The organism is Pseudomonas sp. PS01299, from assembly GCF_029960145.1.
Taxonomy (GTDB): Bacteria; Pseudomonadota; Gammaproteobacteria; order Pseudomonadales; family Pseudomonadaceae; genus Aquipseudomonas; species Aquipseudomonas putida_A.
This window is the reverse complement of record NZ_JASCPO010000539.1, coordinates 1-255: the sequence shown is the minus strand read 5'-3', so window position 1 is coordinate 255 and position 255 is coordinate 1. Positions and strand designations below refer to the sequence as shown.

The following is a 255-nucleotide window of genomic DNA, read 5'->3' as shown; positions in this document are numbered from 1 at the left end:
CATTCCTGATGCCAATCGAAGACGTATTCTCGATCTCGGGTCGCGGTACTGTTGTGACTGGTCGTATCGAGCGCGGTATCGTTCGCGTTCAAGATGCACTGGAAATCGTTGGTCTGCGTGACACCACTACCACCACCTGCACCGGTGTTGAGATGTTCCGCAAGCTGCTCGACGAAGGTCGTGCTGGCGAGAACTGCGGCGTTCTGCTGCGTGGTACCAAGCGTGACGACGTTGAGCGTGGTCAGGTTCTGGTTA

Annotated in this window: 1 protein-coding gene; it reads left to right on the top strand. The window is 56.5% G+C overall.

Annotated features, from left to right (window positions below; all coding sequences use genetic code 11):
* On the top strand, positions 1-255 hold a 255-nt coding region (locus QMX91_RS31460; protein WP_282413931.1), incomplete at both ends, for an EF-Tu/IF-2/RF-3 family GTPase.